The organism is Paraburkholderia oxyphila NBRC 105797, assembly GCF_000685075.1.
Classification (GTDB): domain Bacteria; phylum Pseudomonadota; class Gammaproteobacteria; order Burkholderiales; family Burkholderiaceae; genus Paraburkholderia; species Paraburkholderia oxyphila.
Map to the genome: position 1 here is coordinate 20037 of NZ_BAYD01000101.1, position 16592 is coordinate 36628.

19 protein-coding genes are annotated in these 16592 nt (G+C 66.2%); 13 read left to right on the plus strand and 6 right to left on the minus strand.

Features of this window, described 5'->3' with window-relative positions; genetic code table 11:
- Positions 1-46: 46 nt before the first annotated feature.
- Complete coding sequence (locus BO1_RS38485; protein WP_028222124.1) at positions 47-280, minus strand: hypothetical protein; 234 nt, start codon at positions 278-280, stop codon at positions 47-49.
- A gap of 44 nt (positions 281-324) precedes the next feature.
- Positions 325-789, minus strand: a complete 465-nt coding sequence (locus tag BO1_RS38490) for an Lrp/AsnC family transcriptional regulator (RefSeq protein WP_028222125.1) — start codon at positions 787-789, stop codon at positions 325-327.
- Positions 790-925: 136 nt separating this feature from the next.
- Here BO1_RS38490 and BO1_RS38495 point away from each other — a divergent pair, with 136 nt between their 5' ends.
- Positions 926-1552, plus strand: coding sequence for a LysE family translocator (locus tag BO1_RS38495; RefSeq protein WP_028222126.1), 627 nt, complete (start codon positions 926-928; stop codon positions 1550-1552).
- A gap of 125 nt (positions 1553-1677) precedes the next feature.
- Here the strand turns inward: BO1_RS38495 and BO1_RS38500 are convergent, their stop codons facing one another.
- A complete protein-coding gene (locus tag BO1_RS38500) occupies positions 1678-2193 on the minus strand; it encodes a DUF1993 domain-containing protein (RefSeq protein ID WP_028222127.1) in 516 nt (171 codons plus the stop codon).
- A 286-nt stretch (positions 2194-2479) separates the two neighbouring features.
- Here BO1_RS38500 and BO1_RS58375 point away from each other — a divergent pair, with 286 nt between their 5' ends.
- The 4 genes from BO1_RS58375 (at position 2480) to BO1_RS38515 (ending at position 4762) form a co-directional block, all read left to right on the plus strand.
- On the plus strand, positions 2480-2776 hold the full coding sequence (locus BO1_RS58375) for a toxin-antitoxin system TumE family protein (RefSeq protein WP_028222128.1): 297 nt from the start codon (positions 2480-2482) through the stop codon (positions 2774-2776).
- Positions 2773-2979: a hypothetical protein gene (locus BO1_RS59770; protein ID WP_156992630.1), complete on the plus strand. Its 207-nt coding sequence runs from the start codon at positions 2773-2775 to the stop codon at positions 2977-2979. The genes BO1_RS58375 and BO1_RS59770 overlap by 4 nt, the downstream gene beginning before the upstream one ends.
- Positions 2980-3540: 561 nt before the next feature.
- Positions 3541-4149, plus strand: coding sequence for a hypothetical protein (locus BO1_RS54560; protein WP_407670057.1), 609 nt, complete (start codon positions 3541-3543; stop codon positions 4147-4149).
- Positions 4150-4477: 328 nt separating this feature from the next.
- Positions 4478-4762 carry a hypothetical protein gene (locus BO1_RS38515; protein ID WP_028222129.1) on the plus strand — a complete coding sequence of 95 codons (285 nt, stop codon included), beginning with the start codon at positions 4478-4480 and terminating at the stop codon, positions 4760-4762.
- Between the two features lie 116 nt (positions 4763-4878).
- Here BO1_RS38515 and BO1_RS38520 read toward each other — a convergent pair whose 3' ends face one another.
- Entirely contained in the window at positions 4879-5457 is a 579-nt protein-coding gene (locus BO1_RS38520) for an adenine nucleotide alpha hydrolase family protein (protein WP_028222130.1), read from the minus strand.
- A 204-nt stretch (positions 5458-5661) separates the two neighbouring features.
- Between BO1_RS38520 and BO1_RS62180 the strand changes: the two genes are divergently transcribed.
- Positions 5662-6819 (plus strand): L,D-transpeptidase, encoded by a 1158-nt coding sequence (locus BO1_RS62180; protein ID WP_407670058.1) that lies wholly within the window; start codon positions 5662-5664, stop codon positions 6817-6819.
- A gap of 91 nt (positions 6820-6910) precedes the next feature.
- Here BO1_RS62180 and BO1_RS38530 read toward each other — a convergent pair whose 3' ends face one another.
- Positions 6911-7810: a DMT family transporter gene (locus BO1_RS38530; RefSeq protein WP_028222132.1), complete on the minus strand. Its 900-nt coding sequence runs from the start codon at positions 7808-7810 to the stop codon at positions 6911-6913.
- Between the two features lie 171 nt (positions 7811-7981).
- Complete coding sequence (locus BO1_RS54565) at positions 7982-9625, minus strand: ABC1 kinase family protein (RefSeq protein WP_063744746.1); 1644 nt, start codon at positions 9623-9625, stop codon at positions 7982-7984.
- 257 nt (positions 9626-9882) lie between these two features.
- Here BO1_RS54565 and BO1_RS38540 point away from each other — a divergent pair, with 257 nt between their 5' ends.
- The 7 genes from BO1_RS38540 (at position 9883) to BO1_RS38570 (ending at position 16562) form a co-directional block, all read left to right on the plus strand.
- Positions 9883-10638, plus strand: coding sequence for a DeoR/GlpR family DNA-binding transcription regulator (locus tag BO1_RS38540; RefSeq protein ID WP_028222133.1), 756 nt, complete (start codon positions 9883-9885; stop codon positions 10636-10638).
- A 433-nt stretch (positions 10639-11071) separates the two neighbouring features.
- On the plus strand, positions 11072-12157 hold the full coding sequence (gene phnS, locus BO1_RS38545) for a 2-aminoethylphosphonate ABC transporter substrate-binding protein (protein ID WP_028222134.1): 1086 nt from the start codon (positions 11072-11074) through the stop codon (positions 12155-12157).
- 94 nt (positions 12158-12251) lie between these two features.
- The gene (gene phnT, locus BO1_RS38550; protein ID WP_028222135.1) at positions 12252-13370 is read left to right on the plus strand and encodes a 2-aminoethylphosphonate ABC transport system ATP-binding subunit PhnT; all 1119 of its coding nucleotides are present in this window, start codon (positions 12252-12254) and stop codon (positions 13368-13370) included.
- Complete coding sequence (locus tag BO1_RS38555; protein ID WP_028222136.1) at positions 13348-14271, plus strand: 2-aminoethylphosphonate ABC transporter permease subunit; 924 nt, start codon at positions 13348-13350, stop codon at positions 14269-14271. The genes phnT and BO1_RS38555 overlap by 23 nt, the downstream gene beginning before the upstream one ends.
- On the plus strand, positions 14261-15151 hold the full coding sequence (gene phnV / locus BO1_RS38560) for a 2-aminoethylphosphonate ABC transport system, membrane component PhnV (protein WP_084688573.1): 891 nt from the start codon (positions 14261-14263) through the stop codon (positions 15149-15151). The genes BO1_RS38555 and phnV overlap by 11 nt, the downstream gene beginning before the upstream one ends.
- A 115-nt stretch (positions 15152-15266) precedes the next feature.
- Complete coding sequence (locus BO1_RS54570) at positions 15267-15956, plus strand: GntR family transcriptional regulator (protein ID WP_043288401.1); 690 nt, start codon at positions 15267-15269, stop codon at positions 15954-15956.
- A 51-nt stretch (positions 15957-16007) separates the two neighbouring features.
- Complete coding sequence (locus tag BO1_RS38570; RefSeq protein WP_028222138.1) at positions 16008-16562, plus strand: phosphonate degradation HD-domain oxygenase; 555 nt, start codon at positions 16008-16010, stop codon at positions 16560-16562.
- Positions 16563-16592: the final 30 nt, after the last annotated feature.

A 16592-nucleotide genomic window follows, 5' to 3' on the forward strand; every position in this document is an offset into this window, starting at 1 on the left:
ACGACGCCGGCACCCAGGAAGGACCGTGACGGGCGGCTCAAGTGCCTCAGCGATTGCCATCGAACAGGTCGTTGAGCATTTCGTCGAAGGCCGCCTGGGCGTCCTCGAGCTCCTGCAGCGCGGCGTCGAATGTCTGCAGCGCGAACTGCGACGGCCGGCCTTCGCCCTGCGGCGGAAACTGCGTCTGCAAGGCGGCGAACGCCGTCTTGACGCGTTGCGTTGCGTTCAGCACGCGATCCATCGCGGCGGCTTCTTCGGCTCGTGCCTGTTCTGGGTTCATCGAAAGCTCCGGTTAGAAAAGAGGGTAAGGCGGGGCGGGGACCCTCACGGCAGAGGCAGTCGGCCCTCGGACTTCACGGCGCGCAGCGACAGCGCCGATTCGACCGCCGTGACGCCCGGCAGACTGCGCAATTCGTCGCGCATGAAGGTGCCGTAGTCGTCGAGGTCGCGCGCCACGACCATCAGAATATAGTCCGCTGTGCCGGCCACGTTGTGGCACGAGAGAATCCGCTCGATGGCACACACTTCACGTTCGAAGCGGTCTGCCAATGCCCGGTCGTGCACGGCGAAGCGCACCGAGACATAGGCGAGCACGCCGTAGCCGAGCGCACGCCGCGAGAGCATGGCCCGGTAGCGCTCGATATAGCCGTCCTGCTCGAGCCGCTTGAGGCGGCGCGCGCAAGGCGTTTCGCTCAAGCCGACGGTTTCGGCGAGCCGCGCGATCGGCATTCTGCCGTCCGCCTGCAATGCGCCGAGGATCGCACGGTCGAGTTTGTCGAGGTCGTTCATGTCGTGGAGTGGATTTCCGATTCCGATGAGGAAATTTTAGGGTATTCCGCTTCAAATTGAAGGGTTATCCACAAAAAACGTCAGAATTCGCTCCGGCATTGGCGGCAACATAGAGCCTCTTTCAAACGAGGCCATCATGATTTCCGCCCACCTGCTGTTGATGTTCATTGCCGCTCTGATCGTCGTCTCAGCATTGCCGGGCGCGGACATGGCGCTGGTGATGCAGACCAGCATGAGCCGCGGTGCGCGCCGCGGTTTCGCGGCGGCCTGCGGCCTTGCGCTCGCGCGCGCCACGCACGTCACGCTCTCGGCGTGCGGGCTCGCGGCACTGTTGCATAACGCGCCCTGGCTCTATGAGGTCGTGCGCTATGCGGGCGCTGTCTATCTGACATGGATCGCCGTGCAGATTTTCCGCGCGCCGGCTTTTGCGTTGCCGGATCAGGCGGGCGCCGCGGCCGAGCGTCCGCTGCGCGCGGACTTCTTCAAGGGCCTGCTGACCAACCTGCTCAATCCGAAGGCGCTGCTGTTCTGCTCGGTACTGCTGCCGCAGTTCATCCGCCCCGAGTTGGGCTCGGTCTGGTTGCAGGTCACCGAACTGGGCATCCTGCTCGTGATCGTGTGCGCACTCTTCGACGTGATCTATGTGCTGGGCGCGGCGCGCATCGCCGTGTGGCTGCGCCGGCATCCCCTCGCGCAGACCGTGCAGAAGTGGGCATTTTCGTCGGCGCTGATCGGTTTCGCGGTGCGGCTTTCACTCGATTGATGCGCTTGACCCGACCCAATCGCTAAATGGCCCGCCGCGCACATGCGGCGGGCTCCGTTGCATCACACGTTGCTCGTGCGGAGCTTGCGCCGGCCTCGCGAGCGAAGGCCGCGCACCCTGGCGTTTTACGCGCTCGGATTGCCGCCCAGATAGTCCAGCTTGCCCAGCTCGACGCCGTTGTGGCGCAGGATGTCGTACGCCGTCGTCACATGGAAGTAGAAGTTGGGCAGCACGAAAGCCAGCAGGTAGTTCTGGCCCGTGAACTCGATCGGGCCCGAACGCATCTTCAGCGTGATGCTCTTGCCTTCGGTGCCGTCGATCTGCTCGGGCTTGAACGTATTCAGATAATCGATCGTCTTCTGGATACGCGCATGCAGGTCGTCGAAGCTCACTTCCACATCTTCGAATTTCGGTGCATCCACGCCCGCGAGGCGCGCGGCGCAGCCCTTCGCCGTGTCCGTGGCAATGTGAATCTGGCGCGCGAGCGGCAGCATGTCGGGGAACAGCCGTGCTCCGGTCAGCACCGAGGGATCGATCTGCTTTTCAGCCGCGTGTGCCTGTGCCTTGCCGATGATGGTCTGCAGGTTGGCGAGGCCGCGCACGAGCACGGGCACCGAGGCTTGATACATGGTGATGGACATGGGAAATCCTCGTTTCTTTGAATGGGCACGCCGGCCTCCGGAGCGGAGATTGGCGGGCGGCTCATTATGCGCCATCGGTTTTGCCGCCGCCATTGCCTGAACGGCCGATCTTGCGGCGACGCCAGGATCTCTGCTCTCATCGGGGCATGTTTCCACGAAAGAACGCCAGTGCGCATCAACCCATCCAAGGCGCGGTTGCCCTGCCGAGAGCGTTCTTTGCCCTGAACGAGGAGAATCAAATTGAGACCTGCTCGATACGGCATAGGCCAATATGACGTGAGGTATCATGGCTGAAAGGAAAATCCATGACGCACGCCACATCATCGCGAAACGCCGTGGCAATGGCGAATTGCGACGCGAAGTGTGGGTGAACGAGAGAGGCCGGGTAACGCGCTACAACCTGGCCTATATCAATCACAACATCTATCAACGCGATAACGGCAGGGTCATTGGTTACGACAATGCGCACGGCTACCATCATCGACATTACTTTGGAAATGTCGAGGCGGTGGGCTTCGTGAGCTTTGAAGACATCGAAGATCAGTTCACGCGTGACTGGAGCGCATTGAGGCACACACCATGAGCAAACTGCATTTTGGGCACGGAACGGAAGCGGATTTTTTTGCAAGCGGCAAGCGCGTGGCGCGTAATGCCGATCGCGGAGAAGCCTTGGTCGAAACCCGGGCATTGACGTTCGAAGATCCCGCTGACGCAGTACATTGGGTGGCCGAAGCTCGCGTCGGTGTCTTTCGGGCGATCGAGGCTCATTGCGGTCGATCGCGCTAATCGTTGTTCGATCGCGCTGCGGCTGCAATGCGGTCAAGTGTGATATGAACGTGCGGCCAGCGGGGGTGTTGTTTCGGTCGAGCGCGCGCCGAATACCGATGGAATGCCAGTTGCGGGTTGCACAAATGTGTTCGGGCGCTTGTGGCCAGGATGTCCCAAGCGCCCTCGGCTGACTCAACGTCAACCGAACCCTCTTTTTTCCCCCATTCGCATGCATGTTTCCTCATGCATGCGCAATTCGGTGACGCCCGAGTTCGCCTGTTAATCTGCATAACGAAATAAAATATTCCTTACGACTCGCGGGGTTAGGCATGGATGTCTGTCGCCGTTCCAGAAGGAGCGGGTAGCCGCGCGATGGCGAAGAGGGATGTTTCGGGAAATGCGTGCCGGTTGAGGCAACGCCAAAAGTGCGAAGAACCGGCCCGGCGCGGCGAGCCGCGGGTTGCCGTAACGTGCAGTTGTTGGCGCAGCAGATTCACCACTTAGAATTTGAATGTGTTTTAATTACCCGGCATTGACCATCTATTTCGTGTCGTACGGCAGCGTACGGTGCGTCGACCCATGAACGCAGAATTGGCAGAAGGACGTCGAGCCGGGCGTCGCATGGCTGAAGGCAGGACATGCCGGGAGCCTCTGCGCGGCCCGCGCTCGCTCGGTTACGCGCTGCACGGCGCGCTGTTGGCACTCGCCGTTGGCGGTGCCGTGCGCAGCGCGCCCGTCATGGCGCAGGACGCGCAACTGCTCGATGCGCGCGTCACCCAGGAGTCGGTGGCGGAGACGATTTGCCGGCCGGGCTACGCCGATACCGTGGCGCCACCGTTCGACGAAGCGATGGCGCAGAAGGATCGTCTGCTTGCCGCGCGCGGCATCGACTCCGGCGACGGTGTTGCCTACGCGCTCGATCGGCGCGTGCCGATCCTGCTCGGCGGCTCGCCGGATGCCGCCGCGAATTTCGACCTGCTCCCGTGGGGCGGTCATGCCGGCGAACGGCGCAAGTCGCTCCTCACCGTGCGGCTCAAGCGTTGCGTATGTGCGGGGCGGATATCGCTCGCTCATGCTCAGGCGGCCATCACCGGCAATTGGGCGCACCAGTACGATCAGCTCACGCGCATGCAATGCGGCACCGATGTGGGCGATACCACCTCGGCGAGCAGCGACGAAGGTCCCTGACGCGCACAATCGCCCTCCCAAGGCAGACCCACGCCCCGATTCCAGCGCACCGATGTGCCCCTGCCAGGCACGATGATTGCACGCACGGAATCGGCTCATCCGACCGGCTGCCGTCCGACAATATGACGCAGCGCGCAGGCTGGAGATTGAGACTATCCTGCCTATGATCAACAAAAGAGGAGAAAGCGAAATGCTATCGTCGAGTCTTGTCCTGCTTGCAGCCGCAGCCCTGCTCGGACAGGCGGTTTGGGCTCGCGCAAAGGCGCGCGCGAGTCTGCAACCCGTGCGGGTGCGAGCCGACCGACCGCGCCGCTACTGGTAGTTCAACATGCACCTGACCGTCTGGAACGTCCCCGAAACCTGTAGCGAAGAAGAAGTGCACGATTTCATCAAACGTGAGCTTGGGCATTACGCCAAGGGCGTCACGGTGTACGACGTGGGCACGCCGAACGCGCATGCGGACATCGAACTCGATTCCGAAGTGCCTTACGTGGGCGAATCGGTCGCGCGCGAGTTGCAGAGCCGGCGCCTTGCCGGCGTCGCACTGCGTGTGAGCGCCGCGCCGTTCGACTGCGAGGGCCCGCAGGATGCGCGCCCAGCGGCAATGCGCTGATTTTTCGTGAATTTTCGCGATTTTTCGCGTTTTTTCGTAGTGTCACACTGATCGCGCCCTGCTTGCAGTGGCGCGATGGCTTTCCAGCTTCGCTCCCTCGTCGCGCGCCGCCAGATTCAACTTCCCGCCCCGCCTATGCGCTGTTGCTCGCCTGCTTTGGCTGGCACGGGATTGCATGGCGTGCAGGGCAGGGCGCGCTTGTGCCGTGTCGTATCGTAAAAGCGCAGGATCGTCGAATAGGCGAAGTCGCTGAGCGGCTTGCCCTCCAGAAAATCGTCGATTTCCTCGTAACTGACGCCATAAGCGTCTTCGTCGGATCGCAGCGGGCGCAACGTTTCGAGGTCGGCGGGCGGGGCGACGTCTGCGCTCAAGGTCTCGTCGGGGGCGATGAAGGCGAGCGCCTCGGCGGCATCGGCTTCGTCTCGCTGCGTGCCGTACGGCAGGCGCATCGCAATGAAGCGCGCCTCGTAGCCCTCGGCGCGCAATGCCGTGACTGCCAACTGTGCGAGCCGGCCCGCCGTAGCGGAATCGATCCCGCCGCTGATCCCGAGCACCAGCGTGCGCAACCCGCTCGCGCGCAGGCAGCCGGCGAGAAAGGCAATGCGGCGCTCGCGCTCCTCGGGTGCGGAAAATGCTGTGGTGACGTTCAGCTCGGCGGCAATTTCGCGCTGGCGGTGTTGCCAGGCCTCGCGCATGGGGGCGGCGTTCATGCTGGGCTCCTTGGGCGGTCTATCGTTTTGTGCTGTGCGCGTCGTACTGCGACTCGCGTGCGTTGTCTGGTGTAATGGCGGACGGTCCTGCCGCGGCGCTGGCCGGGTGTGGGCGTCGTGGGGAGTACGTTCTCAGCCGGGCGCGCGGCAATCGTTTCCAGACAAAACGCAAAATTTGCCGGATTCACAATGAATAAAAGCTTCTCGCGCGGCGCTCTTGCGCGCGTGAATGATGGTGTTCGGGGCGACTTTACGAAGGCCCATTATCGCGGAGCGCGGCGTGCGCCGCTGCGGATTTGCCGCGTGCTGTGCGCGGCTGCCTGCGCGTGGTTGGCCGCTAGCGCATGGGCGGCGGATGCCGGGCCCGCTTCGTCCGCGCAAGGCGTTGCCCCGGCATCCGTTGCTTCGGCTGCATCGTCGGCCGCTTCGGCGTCTTCGGCCTCGAGTGCAGTGCCCGCATCGTCGGCTTCGGCGGCATCGTCCACTGCCGCGCCGGCAACGCCGGCTTCCGCTCCCGGGCCGGCGCCGCTCACGTTGCCCGAGCATCCCAGGCTCACCGCCGCGCAGGCGGCCGCGCAAACACACCAGGCGCTGGCCATGCGCCAGACCTTCGCGCGTGACGTGAAGCGCCGCTTGCGCGTGCCGCTTGCCGATCAGCGTGCGTACGGCCAGCGCCTGCAGGCCGCGCTCGACGAAAAGAACCTCGGCGCGCTGGCGGGCGAGTTCGTCATCCTCGTTGACCGCGCCGCCACGGTCCAGACGCTCTTCATTTACTTCCGTGCGATGCCGGGCGAGCCGTGGCAGATGATCGGCGCCTCGCCCGTCGCGACGGGCCGGCCGGGTGAGTTCGACCATTTCCTCACGCCGCTCGGCGTGTTCGAGCACACGCCCTCGAACATGGACTTCCGTGCGGAAGGCACGATGAACGATAACGGCATCCGTGGCTACGGCGCGCGCGACATGCGTATCTACGATCTCGGCTGGGTCGATGGCGAGCGCGGCTGGGGCAAGGGCGGCCGCTCGCCGATGCGCTTCCAGATGCACGCCACGGACCCCGACCGGCTCGAACCGCTGCTCGGCATTCGCCATTCGAAGGGCTGCGTGCGCATCCCCGCGTCGCTAAATGCGTTCATCGATCACTACGGGATCATCGACGCCGAGTACCAGGCGCTCGTCGATTCGGGCAAGTCGCTCTGGGTCCTGCACCCGAACCGCGAGGTCACGCCGTGGGCGGGGCGCTTCATTGCCGTAATCGATTCCGAGCGCAAGACGCGGCCGGCATGGGCGCCCGCGCCGGGCAGCAAGGCGCGCGCAAAGGTGCCCAAGGGTGGCGACACGGCCGATTGACGACCGATTGAGCGCCGATTGACGGCCGCCGGGAGCGATGCGCGGCGGGACCATGCGTCCGCCGCGCTTCTGTGAAGGGGTATTCAGGCAGTCAGCCGCGTCGCGCGATCAGCACGCCCGCGAGCGCGACGCCGAAGCCGGCCATCTGGATCGGCGCGAGCGTTTCGCCGAATAGCAGCCAGCTTTCGAGCGCGGCGAGCGGCGGCGCGAGAAAGAGCAGCGCCGTGGCGCGGGCCGCATCGCCGTGGCGCACCATCCAGACGAGCAAGGTCACGCCCACGCCCGAGAGCATCGCGACGCCCCATGCGAGCGAGATCCAGAGCGTCGTCGATGCAATCCAGCGATGTTCGCCAAGCGCGAGCGCCAGCAGCGCTGCGACCACCGCAGCGCCCGCATTCTGCACTGCGCTCGCGCTGCGGATATCGGCTTTGGCGAGCGAGGTCTTCTGATAGAGCGTGCCAGCGGTGATTGCGCCGACCGCGAGCACCGCGACGAGCACGACCACGAGCGCGTTCGCATGCGTGCCCGAGGCACCGACCGTCGCGTTAGCGGAGACGCCTGCTGCCGCCGCACGTAGCTTCGGCATCAGCACGAGCACGACACCGGCAAGGCCGAGCGACAGGCCTTGCCAGCGCCGCGTCGTGAGGCGCTCGCCGAACAGCGGCGCGGCGAGCACGGAAGTCAGGAGCGGCTGCAGTGCGCCGAGCAGCGCCATCACGCCCGCGCTCAGGCCCTGCGCGATGGCCCAGTAGCTCGCCCCCAGATACACGCCCTGCAGCAGTGCGCCGGCGAACAGGTGCTTGCCGAACTCCCATCCGCGCGGCCATGGCGCACGCTGGGCGAGCGCAACGCACGCGAACAGCGCCGCGGTCCCGCCGAAGCGCGCAAGCAGGAACAGGTTGGGATCGGCGTAAGGCGCGATGGCGCGGGCGACGACGAAGCCCGTCGACCAGAGGATGACGAAGAGGGCGGGAGCGAGCGAGGCGAGCATTTTATGGTTATGGCGAGCAAGAGCGGCGCACGGGGTTGGGACGGCGTCGCGCGGCCGGCGCGCAATGCCGGCCCAACCCCGTGCGCCGCTACGCGAATAATTCGCGACCCATTTTGCAGACAGTTTGCGAAAGACCCGAAGTATCGCCCGGGCGGGCCGGGCCGGTCTTGTTCAGGACTGCACTGGTCCGGCGGGTTGGGGATGCACGGCGTGCGGCGCGCCCTCGCGGCTCGCCTGGTTGACGGGGACAGCCGCGAAAACCGTCGCGGCCACGCCGACCAGCACGCCGCTCACTGCGCATGCGATCAACAGAGTGCGCGTGCGCCGGTGCTCGCGGCGCAGCGCCTCGAGCACCGCGGCCTGGGCTTGCGCGGCGCCCGGGCCATGCGCGGTGCGGGTGTGATGCTGCATGAAGTGGTAGATGAGTTGCGGCACGCGTGGCGCGATCTGTGCGAGATGCGGCAGCTCCTGGGAGAGCCGCTTGATCCAGCCTTGCGGGCCGAGATCGCGCCTTGCGATGTCCGCGAGCGTCGCGCTCGCGATACCCCACGCATCGACGCCCGGATGAATCGTGCGCGCGAGCGCCTCGGCGCTGCCGAACGCGCGCTGCGCGGCGGCGAGCCGTGGCGACACCTCTCCGCCGAACGGCTGGACCGAGTGCAGCAGATGATGAAGCACTGCACTCGCGCTGCGCGTGCTGGTATCGCTCGCGAAATGCGCTTCGCTGCGCGTGCGCAGCTCGGCTTCGATCTGCTCGGTGCGCGCGTGCGCGGGCACGTGGCCCGCAACGTGGTGCAGCGCAGCGAGCCGCCCGTAATCCTGCTCGAACAGCGCCGTCGCGCCATGCACGAAGAATTCGCGCTCGGGCGATGAGAGGCTCGTCATGAGCGCCGCGCTCGCGAACACGAGGCGGCCGCGCGTCTGCGGCTCGACACTGACGGCCACGCGCCCAGCGTCGAAGGCGGCGTGGAAGAACCCATGCTCGAAGGCCTGTTGTGTGACCACCTCGATCAGATGCGCGGCCACGCGCGTCACGTTGATGTGATGTTCGGCTAGTCCGGCGATGTCGGTTACGCGCACCGTGTCGATGTGCTCGACCGTGAGCGTCTGCGCCGTGCAGAAGTCCCAGATCACGTCGGGCACCACGACGCGCGCGTCGTTCGCGAGGTGGTGTCCCGTCTGGCTCAGATTCGCGGCCTGCGCACGCAGATCGAAACGGCGTTGCAGATCCTCGCGCAGCGTCTGCGCGAGCGCGCGCAGGCCCAGCTTGCGCGCGGCGCCCGAGAAGCGCTCGAGCCAGCGCGCAACGGTGCAGAGCAGCGCGGCGTCGTCGTCGACTTCCTGAACCTGCTTTGCGCGCAGCACGCGCACTGTCACCATCTGATGGCCGCTGGCCGGCAGCGAAAGGCGCGCGACGTGGGTCTGCTCGCACCAGCCGTTCTGGCAAGGCGTGGGGTCGATCCACGAGAAGAGCGTCTGTGGCGGCTTGCCGAGCGCCGTGTGCAGGGCGGCATCGAGCTGCTGCGGCGTGAGCGGGTCTTCGAAATGCTCGACGGCGTCGATGGCGTCGTGCAGCGTCGTGGCGGCGAGCTCGGGCTTCGTGGCGAGCGTCTGCGCAAAAGCGCCCGCGAGCGGTGCGAGGCGCGGCAGCGCGCTCGACAGATGCGTGGCGAGGCGCTCGTCCTCGCGCATGCGCGCGGCGAGCGAGACGATCCAGTGCAGCTTGTGATGCTCGGGCGCTGCGAGCCAGATCAGCCGGATGCCATAGCGCAGCGCGCAGAACAGCAGATGCAGTTGGCGAAGTCGTGAATGCATGGGGGCGGCAGTCGACGGAACGACAAATCGACAAAATGGAGGGCCGTCCGGTTCCCGGGCGGCCAACACGAGATTAGCAGGGATGGCCGCGCGATGGCAGGGCCGTTTGGTTCGTTTCGGCCCATTTCGCGCCGGCCCGCCGCGCGCCGGGCCGGTCGTGCGAGGCACAGGGCGTGCCGCCAATCGGCGCTGCTCCCGATCACGCGTAATACAATACGGCGGCCTTTCCGATTTCACGCGCAAGCGCGCCCACCGAGATGCTCGCAGAACAACGTCACCAGTACATCCTTTCTGAAGTGAACCGGACCGGCGCGCTTTCGGTAGCGGATCTCGTGCGCGAATTGCGGGTCTCGCGCGAGACGATCCGGCGCGACCTCAACACGCTCGCCGGGCGCGGGCTGCTCGTGACGACGCATGGCGGCGCGCTTTCCAGCGACCGCAGCGAGCCGGACCTCGATGTGCGCGAGGCCGCCAATGCGAGCGCCAAGCGCGCCATCGGCGAGCGGGCAGCAGAGTTCGTGCCCGACGGCGCGTCCATCATCATCGATTCGGGCAGTACGACGCACGCGCTCGCGCGCGCGCTCATCGACCGCCATCGCCTCACGGTCTACACCAACGACTGGCGCATCGCGCTCCTGCTCGGGCGGCGCAACGAGAACCGCGTGACGCTGCTGGGCGGCGAGCTGTCCGATCAGGAAGAGGCCACCTTCGGCCTCGATACGGTGCAGCAGCTCGCGCAATATCACGTCGATTACGCGTTCGTCGGCGCGGGCGGCATCACCGCCGACGGCTGGCTGACCGACTACACGCGCATGGTCGCCGAGGTGCGCAGCCGCATGCTCTCGGCCGCCGCCTGCGCGGTCGTCGTGGCGGACCACTCGAAGTTCGGCCGCGTCACGCCGGTGCGCATCAACGGCTTCGAGCGCGCCCGTTACGTGATCACCGAGCTCGCGCCCGAAAAAAGCATTGCCCGCGCCATTGCCGCGCGCGGGCCCGAGCTCCTCGTCGCCTGACTTTCTTCTCCTGAGGCACTCGCCAGCGCGGCGCGCGCACGCGCCGCGCGCCTTGTCCTGCCCGCCGCTCCGGGCGACTCCCTGATCGCCGCTCGCGCATCGCCCTTGGGGTTTTCGCGCACGGTGTCATATGCTTATTTTTGGCGAATTGTGGAATTTTCTGACATTCGCCACAATCGTCATTGCCCTGTCACGAAAACCTGTGATTCTTGCCGGGCCCGTTCAGACGGGGCCGGCGCGCGGGACGGGGCGGCTCCTGGTGTGCCATGCGGCACGGCGGTTTTAGGGTGGCAACGGCGGATTGCAGACAATCTGCAATCCGTGCGCCGCACCGGACGGGCATAACAGGCGGCGCAGTCCGCCGACGTTCGACATTCGACTAAACACGCATCGGGTATCCCCGAGCACAAGGTTTTTGCCTTCGGAGAGCGACATGAACCACAGGAATTCCCATCGCGCAGGTTTTGCGCGCAAGGTGCTGCCCATGGTGGCCGCCGCCACGCTGCTGCAATGCGCGGCGATGAGTGCCCACGCCGCCGACGCCGTCGTGCTGTACACGGCCGACGGCCTCGAAAATCTCTACAAGGACGTCCTGCCTGCTTTCGAGAAGAAGGAAGGCGTCAAGGTCAATATCGTGACGGCCGGCAGTGGCGAAGTTGTGAACCGCGCCAATGTCGAAAAGGATTCGCCCAAGGGCGACGTGATCGTCACGCTGCCGCCGTTCATCCAGCAGGCGCAGCAAGGCGGCCTGCTGCAGCCGTACCAGAGCGTGAACTACAAGAACGTGCCGGCGATCGCGAAGGCCCCGGACGGCTCGTGGGCGACGTTCGTGAACAACTACTTCTCGTTCGCGATCAACCCCGAAGTCGTGAAGAACCAGCCGAAGACGTTCGCCGACCTCCTGCATCCGGACTATTCGGGCAAGGTCGCGTACTCGAACCCGGCCACGGCGGGTGACGGCATGGCCGTGATCATCCTCACGACCTCGCTGATGGGCGAAGACAAGGCGTTCGACTATCTGAAGAAGCTCGAGCAAAGCGCCAAGTTCCACACCAAGGGCACGGGCTATCTCGACGTGCTGCTCTCGCGCAACGAAATCTCGGTGGCCAACGGCGACCTGCAGATGGATCTCGACGACGCGGCCAACGGCGGTCTCTCGCTCAAGCCGATCTTCCTCGCCGCCGACGCGGGCGGCCATCCGACGACGTTCCAGCTGCCGTACGCGATCGGCCTGATCAAGAATGGTCCGAACCAGGCGGAAGGCAAGAAGCTGATCGATTATCTGATGTCGACGGAAGTGCAGTCGAAGGTGCCGGATATCTTCGGCATTCCGGGCCGCACGGACGTGGCGCTCACGGGCAAGAACGGCGAAGCGGTCAAGCAGGCGATCCAGGGCGTCAAGCTGATTCCGGTGGACTGGAACCAGGTGATGGCGAAGAAGGCCGACTGGACCGCGCGCTGGAAGAACGAGGTGATCGGCTCGTCGGGCAAGCAGCTTGAAGTCGTGAAGCCGCAGTAAGGCATTTGAGCAATATCTGAGTACTTTGTATGGGACCAGAGCCGGTGCTTCTTGAGCGCGGGTTCTGGTCGACCGTTTTGCAGGAGAAGAACCGGTGAATACCGCAAGCCTTGCGTCGGCCCAGATGGCCCGCGCACTGCCGGATGTGTCCGGCCTGACCGATACCTCCGATGCGTCCAGCTTCGGCGGCGCAGCGGGCGTGCAGATCGACCGCCTGAGCGTGCGCTTCGGCACGCGCACGGTGCTCGATGATCTGTCGCTCACTATCCGCCGCGGCGAATTGCTGACCGTGCTGGGCCGCAGCGGTTGCGGCAAGACTACCCTGCTGCGTTTCATCGCCGGGTTCATCGAAGCCGATGCGCTCGCGGGTTCGCTCACCGTCGCGGGCCGCGACCTGACCCACGTGCCGCCGCATCAGCGCAACCTGGGGCTGCTGTTCCAGAGCTACGCGCTCTTTCCACATCTCTCGGTGTTCGAGAACGTCGCGTTCGGGCTCAAGGCGCGGCGCGTGCCGTCGCGCGACATCGCGCGGCGCGTGGCGGACGCGCTCAAGCTCGTGCAGCTCGGCGACTCGGGCCACGTCATGCCCGCCCAGCTCTCGGGCGGCATGCAGCAGCGTGTGGCGCTCGCGCGCGCGCTCGTGATCGAGCCGGACGTGCTGCTGCTCGACGAGCCGCTTTCGGCACTCGACGCCAATCTGCGCGCCTCGGTGCGCTCCGAGCTCAAGGCGCTGCACGAGCGGCTGCCTGACCTCACGATCGTCTGCGTGACGCACGATCAGGACGACGCGCTGGTGCTCTCCGACCGCACGCTGCTGATGCGCGACGGCCATATCGCGCAGCTCGGCACGCCGCAGCAGCTCTACGACACGCCCAACGACGCCTACGTCGCGCGCTATCTGGGCGCGGCGAACCTCTTGCCGCCGAGCGTGGCGTTCCCGGTGGGCGACGCGCGTCACGACGTGCGCGACAAGCTCGCCTGCCTGCGTCCCGAAAGCCTGCGCATCGCGCCGCTGGGCGAAGGCAGCCTGCACGGCACGATCGAGTCCGTCGAATGGTATGGCTCGGTGCTCTCGGTGCCGGTGCTGCTCGATGCGATGCCCAACGATCCGGTGCTCGTCACCATGCAACGCGGCCACGGCATGACGCCGGAAAAAGGCATGCGTGTTTCCCTGCGCTACGAGGCTGACGATGTCGTCCTTATCAACCCCTGATTCCGCTTTCCCGGGTGCTCCGCTGCCAGGCGCGGAGGCGCACGCGGCCGCCGTGCGTCGCCGCGAGCGGCGCGCGCAATGGCATATCGCCTTTCTGCTCGTGTTCGTGCTGGGGCCGCTCGTCGTCTATCCGCTCGTGCGGCTCGTGCTGCTCAGCCTGACCGGCGCGCATGGCCTGAGCTTGCACGCCTATGAGGCGTTCTTCGGCAATCCCGATTCGCGTGGCGTGATCGGCACGACGTTGTGGATCCTGTTCCTCAGTGCGGGCCTGGCCTCCGTGCTCGGCGTGGCGATCGCCGCGATCCTGTTCTTCAAGCCGTTTCCGGGCGCGCAGCTCGTGACGCGCTTTCTCGAACTGTTCGTGGCGTTTCCGTCGTTCCTCGTCGCCTTCACGCTGATCTTTCTGTACGGCTCGCAGGGCTCGGTGAGCATCGGCCTGCAGCGGCTCTTTCATCTGCAGGCGCCGCCGCTCGATTTCCTGTTCGGCATCGGCGGGGTCGTGCTCGCGGAAGTGGTGTTCTATGCGCCCTTCGTCGTGCGCCCGACGCTCGCCGCGTTCTCGCTGCTCGACATGCGCCTGATCGAGGCCGCGCGCAGCCTGGGCGCGAACAACCGCATGGTCGCCGCACGCGTGATCCTGCCGCTCGCGTGGCCGGGCATCGCCGCGGGCACGATCCTGTGTTTTCTGCTGACGTTCAACGAGTTCGGCATTCTGCTCGTGCTCGGCAGCGCGCATCTGGTCACGCTGCCGGTGGCCATCTATAGCTCCGCGACCGTCGATCTCGATCTGCCGACCGCCGCCGCAGGCGCGGTCGTGATGCTCGCAATGTCGCTTTCCCTGTATGCGCTGTATCGGCGCGTGAATCGCCGCAGTCATGGAGGCGCGCGCAATGGCAAATAATCCTGCAACCAATCCCGTGGCGGCGGCTTCGGACCACATCGCCCTGCCGCCGAAGCACCTGCGTGCGCGGCCCGTCGAGCGCAGCGTCCTCGCGCGCGTTGCCAGCGGCGTGCTGCTCGCGCTCGCTGCACTGCTGTGCTTCTGGCTCTTCGTGCTGCCGGTGATCGTCGTTGCGCTTTCGAGCGTGGCCTCGCACTGGTCGGGGACGATACTCCCCGACGGCTTCAGCATGCGCTGGTTCGAGCGCCTCGGCTCGAGTGACTTCGACGCGCTCACCACGAGCCTCGAGGTCGGCTTCGGCGTGGCGGTGCTTGGCACCGCGCTCGGCCTGTGGCTTGCGCTGGCGCTCGAAGGGCGCGACCGGCGCGGCCTTGGCGCCATCGCCGACGCGCTCGCGATGGTGCCCAACGGCGTGCCGAGCGTGGTGCTCGGGCTTGCGGTGCTGATCGCCTATCACAAGGCGCCGGTGGATCTGTCGAGCTCGGCGGCGATCGTCGTGTTCGTGCAGCTCGCGCTGGTGCTGCCGTTTTGCTATCGCTGCGCGGCGGCGGGGCTGCGCCCCGAGCTGACCGTGCTGCGCGAAGCGGCCGCGAGCCTCGGCGCGCCGCCCGCGATGGTGCTGCGCCGCGTGGTGCTCCCGCAGCTGGTGCCGGCGATCCGCGCGAGCCTCGCGCTGGGCTTCGCGATCTCGCTCGGCGAGCTCGGCGCGACGCTCACCGTGTATCCGCCGGGATTCGCAACGGTGCCGATCGTCGTAGTCGGCGCGGTCGAGCGCGGGTATTACCTGCCGGCGTCGGCGCTTTCGCTGATCCTGCTGATCGTGTCGCTGGCGGCGTTGTCGCTGATTGCTGCGCGCGTGCCGCGCCGGCGTGCGGATTGAAACGATGGACGGCATGCGCACCGTTGCGTTGCACCGTCTCGCAGGGCGGGCCGGGGACGATGCGGAGCCGGCAGACGAGCCGGATCGCGGCCTGAGCGCTGTGCCCCCACCGGCCATGACGCGCGATGCCGATCTGCGAAGCGCGTCGCGCGCCGAAATGGCGACGCCGCTCGCGCTGGTGCGTCAGCATTCGCTGGCCGACCTCGTGCGCGACGAGATCGAGCGCTGCATCGCGCGCGGCCAGCTCGCGCCGGGCGCGAAGCTCGTCGAGACCGAATGGGCCGCGCGGCTGCAGGTCTCGCGCGGGCCAGTGCGTGAAGCGTTTCGCGCACTCGAGCAGGCGGGGCTCGTGCGCAACGAGAAGCATCGCGGCGTGTTTGTGCGCAGTGTGTCTGGCGTGGAGGCGGATGAGCTTGCCTCGCTGTGCTCGATCCTCGAAGAGGCGGCGTGCCGGATGCTGGCGGCGCGTATCGACGCGGCGCAGGTTGCCGCGCTGCACGAGCGGCTCGAGGCAATGCGCACCGGGCTCGCCGACGAGGATGCGTTTGCGCGCGCGTGCGAAGCCTTTAGCGACGCACTGGTCGAGGCGGCCGGCAACGGCAAGCTGTCCGAGGCCTGGCGGCGCGCTGTCAACGAGCGGCGGCTGTCGCCGCGCGAGCAGCAGAGCGAGGCAGCGCGGCAGGCGTCCTATGCGCGGCATCGGGCGGTCTTGAACGCACTCGCCTCGCGCGACGCCGACGAAGCGGTCGCCCAGATGCGCACGCAGGAGAAACACGATGAACGGGACGTCGGTGACGTCCGTTGACTGACGGAGTAATTGCGCGCCGGCGCGATCGACAAAAGGAGGATGGGCAGAATGGCACTGAGTCTGGAAGATATTCGCGGCTTGTTCGAGCAGCATGGCGGGCAGGCCTATAGTGGCGAGCCGGTGACGCAGCTCGAACACGCGCTGCAAAGCGGCGCACTGGCCGAGGAGGAAGGGGCGAGCGAGGAACTCGTGGCGGCGGCTTTCCTGCACGATCTCGGGCATCTGCTCAATCGCCAGGGCGAAACGCCGACCGAGCGCGGTATCGACGACCTGCACCAGTACTATGCGTTGCCGTTCCTGCGGCCGATTCTGCCGGCGAGCGTATTGGAGCCGATCCGGCTGCACGTCGATGCGAAGCGCTATCTATGCGCAACCGATGAAGCATACTTCGGCCGCCTGTCACCTGATTCGGTACGCAGCCTCCAGCTGCAAGGCGGCATTTTCGACGCCGATGGCGCGCGCGAATTTGCCGAGCGCCCCTATGCCGACGACGCGGTGCGCCTGCGCCGCTGGGACGACCTCGCGAAGATCGAGGGCAAGCAAACGCCGGGTCTCGACCACTACCTGCAGATCGTCGATCGCGTGATGCAACGCCACGCGTGAGCCGGTTTCGCGTCTCTTTCGAGGGGGCTC

Bases quoted from the DNA above. Each gene is read 5' to 3' on its own strand.
- BO1_RS38485 (WP_028222124.1), bottom strand. From the start codon at position 280: ATGAACCCAGAACAGGCACGAGCCGAAGAAGCCGCCGCGATGGATCGC.
- BO1_RS38490 (WP_028222125.1), bottom strand. From the start codon at position 789: ATGAACGACCTCGACAAACTCGACCGTGCGATCCTCGGCGCATTGCAG.
- BO1_RS38495 (WP_028222126.1), top strand. From the start codon at position 926: ATGATTTCCGCCCACCTGCTGTTGATGTTCATTGCCGCTCTGATCGTC.
- BO1_RS38500 (WP_028222127.1), bottom strand. From the start codon at position 2,193: ATGTCCATCACCATGTATCAAGCCTCGGTGCCCGTGCTCGTGCGCGGC.
- BO1_RS58375 (WP_028222128.1), top strand. From the start codon at position 2,480: ATGGCTGAAAGGAAAATCCATGACGCACGCCACATCATCGCGAAACGC.
- BO1_RS59770 (WP_156992630.1), top strand. From the start codon at position 2,773: ATGAGCAAACTGCATTTTGGGCACGGAACGGAAGCGGATTTTTTTGCA.
- BO1_RS54560 (WP_407670057.1), top strand. From the start codon at position 3,541: ATGAACGCAGAATTGGCAGAAGGACGTCGAGCCGGGCGTCGCATGGCT.
- BO1_RS38515 (WP_028222129.1), top strand. From the start codon at position 4,478: ATGCACCTGACCGTCTGGAACGTCCCCGAAACCTGTAGCGAAGAAGAA.
- BO1_RS38520 (WP_028222130.1), bottom strand. From the start codon at position 5,457: ATGCGCGAGGCCTGGCAACACCGCCAGCGCGAAATTGCCGCCGAGCTG.
- BO1_RS62180 (WP_407670058.1), top strand. From the start codon at position 5,662: ATGAATAAAAGCTTCTCGCGCGGCGCTCTTGCGCGCGTGAATGATGGT.
- BO1_RS38530 (WP_028222132.1), bottom strand. From the start codon at position 7,810: ATGCTCGCCTCGCTCGCTCCCGCCCTCTTCGTCATCCTCTGGTCGACG.
- BO1_RS54565 (WP_063744746.1), bottom strand. From the start codon at position 9,625: ATGCATTCACGACTTCGCCAACTGCATCTGCTGTTCTGCGCGCTGCGC.
- BO1_RS38540 (WP_028222133.1), top strand. From the start codon at position 9,883: ATGCTCGCAGAACAACGTCACCAGTACATCCTTTCTGAAGTGAACCGG.
- phnS (WP_028222134.1), top strand. From the start codon at position 11,072: ATGAACCACAGGAATTCCCATCGCGCAGGTTTTGCGCGCAAGGTGCTG.
- BO1_RS38555 (WP_028222136.1), top strand. From the start codon at position 13,348: ATGTCGTCCTTATCAACCCCTGATTCCGCTTTCCCGGGTGCTCCGCTG.
- phnV (WP_084688573.1), top strand. From the start codon at position 14,261: ATGGCAAATAATCCTGCAACCAATCCCGTGGCGGCGGCTTCGGACCAC.
- BO1_RS54570 (WP_043288401.1), top strand. From the start codon at position 15,267: ATGACGCGCGATGCCGATCTGCGAAGCGCGTCGCGCGCCGAAATGGCG.
- BO1_RS38570 (WP_028222138.1), top strand. From the start codon at position 16,008: ATGGCACTGAGTCTGGAAGATATTCGCGGCTTGTTCGAGCAGCATGGC.